At 69.9% G+C, this 2,809-nt stretch carries 3 protein-coding genes; 1 reads left to right on the top strand and 2 read right to left on the bottom strand.

Features of this window, described 5'->3' with window-relative positions; translation table 11 throughout:
* The coding region (locus GWI24_RS43025; protein WP_308344278.1) for a DUF4142 domain-containing protein at nucleotides 1-646 on the bottom strand (646 nt) is incomplete at its 3' end.
* A 148-nt stretch (nucleotides 647-794) separates the two neighbouring features.
* The gene (locus tag GWI24_RS43020) at nucleotides 795-1,715 is read right to left on the bottom strand and encodes a LysR substrate-binding domain-containing protein (RefSeq protein WP_247617677.1); all 921 of its coding nucleotides are present in this window, start codon (nucleotides 1,713-1,715) and stop codon (nucleotides 795-797) included.
* A 116-nt stretch (nucleotides 1,716-1,831) separates the two neighbouring features.
* On the opposite strand from GWI24_RS43020, the gene GWI24_RS43015 reads away from it, so the two are divergent.
* On the top strand, nucleotides 1,832-2,809 hold a 978-nt coding region (locus GWI24_RS43015), incomplete at its 3' end, for a hydroxyacid dehydrogenase (protein WP_210951454.1).

Here is a 2,809-nt window from a genome sequence, read left to right as displayed (position 1 = left end):
GCTCACCGGGCTTGGGCATCACCGGCTTGGTGAAGTTCGGGCCCTGGGTCGGGGTCGCGGTGATCTGGGCGGGAAGCCGCCCGTAGTCGACCATCCCGGTGTTCTCCATCTGGGTGATGTGGTCCAGCACCGTGTTGTTGGCCTGGGTGGCGAGCTGACGCACCAGGGTGTTCTTGCTGGTCGCCCGGATCTTGGCGATGGAGCTGAAGATCTGGCCGTGGGTGATGCGCAGGATCTGGGCCATCTGGCTGTCGAAGTTCTTGCCCGTGGCGGCCGTCAGGGTGTCCAGGAACCCCTGCTGCTGCGGCGTGGGCTTGTTGGGCAGGGTGATGCCGAGTTTGGGTGCGATGTCGCGCGAGGCGTCGTCCAGTTGCGCATGCCCCACGATCAGGTGTTCACCGGCTGTCTTCACCGCCGCCGTGGTGCCCTTCTTGAGGGCCAGCTCACCGACGGGATACTCCCACAGCCCGGCGAGCCGCACCTTGACCACGAAGTCCCGGTCGGCGCCGGTGAGCGGTCCGTACTGGGTCGAGCTCGTCTTCGCCAGGTTCGTCTGGTTCGTCTGCTGCACACCCGTCAGGACGGGCGACATGATCACGCCGAGGGTGACCACCACGGAACCTATGAGGAGGGAGGTACCTGTCACGAAGTACCGGGATCGCATAGAGCCTCCTGGCGGGGACGCCGGTCGTTGTGCGGAGCAGTGTCCGCCCGTACTTGCACCGGCGAATACGGATCACGAAGGCCCTCTGCTCAATGGCCCGGCGGCTGTTTATATATCTTTGGACCGTTACTTACCGCCGCATATGGCCTATCTCACAGCCACCTCCCGAGCGCTCCTGGTTGAGGACGTCCACCAGCCGCTGGAGAGCCGGGTTGGGGCTGTCGGGGCTCCAGCAGGCGTGGAGGGTGACGGAGTGGGCGTCGGCCGGGGCCAGTTCGCGGTAGCGGACGCCGTGGACGCCCATGGTCATGATCGAGCGGGGGATCAGGGCGCAGCCCAGGCCCGCGCGGACCAGGGCGAGCATGGTGGGGACCTGGGAGGTCAACTGGCTGACGGCGTAGCGGTCCACCCCGATCATGGCGGCGCAGATGTCGTGCAGATAGCGGGAGCCCTCGGGGCTGTAGCCGATGTAGTCATCGGCCACGTCGGTCAGCGCGACGGGGGCGCCGTCGTCGTCATGGGCCAGCGGGTGGCCGGAGGGCACCGCGAGGACGAGGTCCTCGGAGTGGACCAGGAGCGAGGCGTACCCCTCGGGGATGGGCGGCCGCACCAGACCCAGGTCGATGCGCAGCTCCGAGAGGGCGGCGAACTGATCGGGGCTGACCAGTTCGGTCAACTCGACGGTGACATCGGGGAGATGCCGCTTCACCAGGTCCAGCACGTCGGCCAGGATGGCGTACGCGCCGATCGCGGTGAAGGCCAGCCGCAGAGTGCCGGTGCGGCCCTCGGCGGCGCGGCGGGTGGCGGTCGGCGCGGCGTCCAGCAGGGCCAGCACCCGGTGGCAGTGGTCGAGGAAGACCCGGCCCGCCGCGGTGATCCGGGCGCCTCGTCCGGTGCGCTCGAACAGGACGACGTCCAGGGCGCGTTCCAGCGCCTGGATCTGACGGGTCAGCGGGGGCTGGGTCATATTGAGGCGGGCGGCGGCGCGGCCGAAGTGCTGCTCCTCCGCCACCGCCACAAAGCCGCGGAGCTGCTGCAGGGAGAGGTTCATGCCCTCACGGTATGGGGCGATGCGAAAGTGGGCTTGGACGGGCATGGCGGAGCGCCCCTACGGTCATGACGACCGCCACAGGGCAGATCCGTGCCGATCCCGTCCGAGGAGCCAGGTTGTCCAGACTCGCCGTCGCCATGACCCCCCAGCGTGCCGCCGATGTGATCAGCGCCGAGGCCCGGCGGCTGATGGCGAAACGTTACGAGGTGAGCTGGGCCGATGAGCCGCTGACCGCGGACGTGGTGACCCGGCTCGCCGCCGGCAGCGATGTGCTGCTGACCAGCTGGGGCACGCCCCGTCTGGACCGGGCGATCTGGGCCGGTGGCGGTGGCCCCCGGGTGGTGGCGCACGCCGCCGGGACGGTGAAGAAGCTCATCGACCGCGAGGTGCTCGACCAGGGCGTCGCGGTCTTCTCGGCCGCCGGGCGGATCGCCTGGTCCGTGGGGGAGTACTGCCTGGCGGCGATGCTCACCCTGGCCCGCAGGCTGCCGCTCTTCGACACTGCGATGCGCGCGGGCGGCTGGAAGCAGAGCGGCTTCCGGGGCGGTGAACTCACCGGCCGGCGGGTGGGCATCCTCGGCGCGAGCTCCACGGCCCGCGCCCTGATCACCCTGCTCAGGCCGTTCCGCTGCGATGTGGTGGTGTACGACCCGTATCTGGACCAGGAGGCGGCCGCCGCGCTGGGGGTGCGGACCGCCACGCTGGAGGAGGCGCTCGGCTGCCCGTTCCTCTCCGTGCATGTGCCCGATCTCCCCGACACCCGTGGCCTGGTGAGCGCCCGGCTCATCGAGCGGATCCCCGATCACGCCGTGGTCGTCAACTCCGCGCGGGGACCGGCGGTCGACCAGGGCGCGCTGCTCGAACAGGTGCTGGCGGGGCGGCTGTTCGCCGCGCTGGACGTCTTCGACCCCGAGCCGCCGCGGCTCGGCGAGTCCGCGCTGAGCTGTCCGAATCTGCTGCTCACCCCGCATATCGCCGGGGACACCGTGGACGGGCATCTGGCACTGGCCGGATATGTACTGGCGGATGTGGCCGACTGGCTGGACAAGGGTGTCCGCGGTCCGAGCTTCGTGGACCCCGCCTCCTGGCCCATC

Source organism: Streptomyces sp. MK37H, assembly GCF_018035285.1.
GTDB classification, from domain to species: Bacteria; Actinomycetota; Actinomycetes; order Streptomycetales; family Streptomycetaceae; genus Streptomyces; species Streptomyces endocoffeicus.
The sequence above is the reverse complement of the archived record's forward strand: the minus strand, read 5'-3'. Positions and strand labels throughout refer to the sequence as shown.

What these genes read in the sequence shown, in the direction of transcription:
- GWI24_RS43020 (WP_247617677.1), bottom strand. Translation starts at nt 1,715, where the DNA reads ATGAACCTCTCCCTGCAGCAGCTCCGCGGCTTTGTGGCGGTGGCGGAG.